At 45.2% G+C, this 1,758-nt stretch carries 3 protein-coding genes; all 3 read left to right on the forward strand.

Annotated elements, in window-relative coordinates; genetic code table 11:
• Window positions 1-132: 132 nt before the first annotated feature.
• The 3 genes from G465_RS0112725 (at window position 133) to G465_RS0112735 (ending at window position 1,644) form a co-directional block, all read left to right on the forward strand.
• Window positions 133-507 (forward strand): type II toxin-antitoxin system RelE/ParE family toxin, encoded by a 375-nt coding sequence (locus G465_RS0112725; protein ID WP_022654809.1) that lies wholly within the window; start codon window positions 133-135, stop codon window positions 505-507.
• Window positions 500-817, forward strand: a complete 318-nt coding sequence (locus G465_RS0112730) for a helix-turn-helix domain-containing protein (RefSeq protein WP_022654810.1) — start codon at window positions 500-502, stop codon at window positions 815-817. Before G465_RS0112725 ends, G465_RS0112730 begins: the two co-directional genes overlap by 8 nt.
• Before the next feature lie 344 nt (window positions 818-1,161).
• The gene (locus G465_RS0112735) at window positions 1,162-1,644 is read left to right on the forward strand and encodes a hypothetical protein (protein ID WP_022654811.1); all 483 of its coding nucleotides are present in this window, start codon (window positions 1,162-1,164) and stop codon (window positions 1,642-1,644) included.
• Window positions 1,645-1,758 lie beyond the last annotated feature (114 nt).

Genomic DNA, 1,758 nt, shown 5'->3' on the forward strand with positions numbered 1-1,758 from the left:
GGTTTCGTGGGCACAAAACCCGTGCCCACACTACATCTCGGCGGATGCGCTGCGCTTATTCACCATGCGGCATTGGTTTTAAATATCATACTTAGTGTGATATTATTTCACTAATGTATGGAGTGATTCCCTTTGAGAGCCTTCAAAAACGCTTGGTTTAAGCGGTTTGTCCGCAAAGAAAAAATCTCAGCCGCAGCCCTATGGGAGGCCGTCGACCGTGCTGAACAGGGTCAGATTAATGCCGATCTTGGCAGTGGCGTTATCAAACAGCGAATCGCTCGCTCAGGTCGCGGTAAATCCAACGGTTATCGCACCATCATTTTGTACTGCAAGGGCGACAAAGCCTTTTTCGTTTTTGGATTTCCTAAGAACGAACAGGACAATATCCGTGAAGATGAAGAAATCCAGTTTAAGAAAATGGCCAAGCAAGTGCTTGCACTCACCGATGAGCAATTACAACAGCTCATTGCTAACGGTCAGTTTGAGGAGATCGTCAAAAATGCCTAAAAAATACCGTAGCGATGCCTTCGCCGCTATCCATGAAACAATGGAAGCCTTACATGAAATTGGCGCTGTCGATAAAAAAACGATGCGGGAGTTTGACGAGGCATGTCTAACACCCATTCACACGCTAGCACCCGAAGAAATCAAAGCGATTCGCTTGCGTGAGCACATCTCACAACCGGTATTTGCCCGTTATCTGAATGTTTCCAAGAACCTTGTTTCTGATTGGGAACGCGGAGTAAAAAAACCTGGCGGGCCAGCACTGCGACTTCTCACCGTGATCCAAAAAAAAGGACTGACCGCAATCGCTTAATTGCCGCATTTTCACATCGGCAAAACGGCAAAACACCGCCGTACGTAATCCCGAACCGCCTCGCCCTTAACTGGGTGGGGCGGTTTTTTTTACCCTCGGCGGCGTGGGTTTTGTAATGGTTGTAATGTGTGTAACGGTCAAATTTTTTCGGACAGAGAGATAGGTTGTGTGTTTGCCATGTTCTGTGCCCACTGACATTAGGCCATTACAGCCGGTGTAGATTGGGTTGCTGGTTGTTTCGCAACCCAACAAACCGACAACGGCAAACGGCAAAATACCGCCGTACGCGATCCCGAACCGCCTCGCCCTTAATTGGGTGGGGCGGTTTTTTACAGGAAGAAACAATGAATACTGTTCAACAGAAAACCATTTCCAATACTCTTAAAGTACATGTTGTAATTGGGAACCCAAATTCTGGTAAAAGTACAACGATTCGTCACTTGAGTGGGTGTCGTATTAAGGAAAACAACTGGCATATATGTGTGAATGGTTCAAGCCGCATTTTTGTTGTGAGAATGTCATCTTTACAGGAAAAATCAATCTCACCACAAGATTTTATAAATGAAATCAATCAAATAACACATCCAGTAACAGACATTTTGCTTCCTTTACGACTTCAAAAAAGAGCCGCTTTTCCTGACTATGCAGCTTATTTACTCGCCTTCCAAAATGCAGGCTGGCAAATAGCCAGTCTTGCATTTATGTCCCAACATCAACCCTCCAACACTTATGGGGCGGCCGTTTATATGCATCAACAGCCGAATAATTGGCGTTTACAGCCTTCTAACTTAATAGCTGACAATATTCGAAGTGCTTGGGGATGGTAGGCAACCCAACCTACGCCGGCTACGCCAGCTGGTTATTTTGTTAATTGTTGAAAATCAAAATTCTGTTGTTTTAGTACTTGATCAATTTGGGTTTCCGTTAAGCCAGCTTGTTGG

Source organism: Aquaspirillum serpens DSM 68 (assembly GCF_000420525.1).
In the GTDB taxonomy this organism is placed as follows: Bacteria; Pseudomonadota; Gammaproteobacteria; order Burkholderiales; family Aquaspirillaceae; genus Aquaspirillum; species Aquaspirillum serpens.

Coding starts and splice junctions, on each gene's coding strand:
- G465_RS0112730 (WP_022654810.1), top strand. CDS start 500: ATGCCTAAAAAATACCGTAGCGATGCCTTCGCCGCTATCCATGAAACA.
- G465_RS0112735 (WP_022654811.1), top strand. CDS start 1,162: ATGAATACTGTTCAACAGAAAACCATTTCCAATACTCTTAAAGTACAT.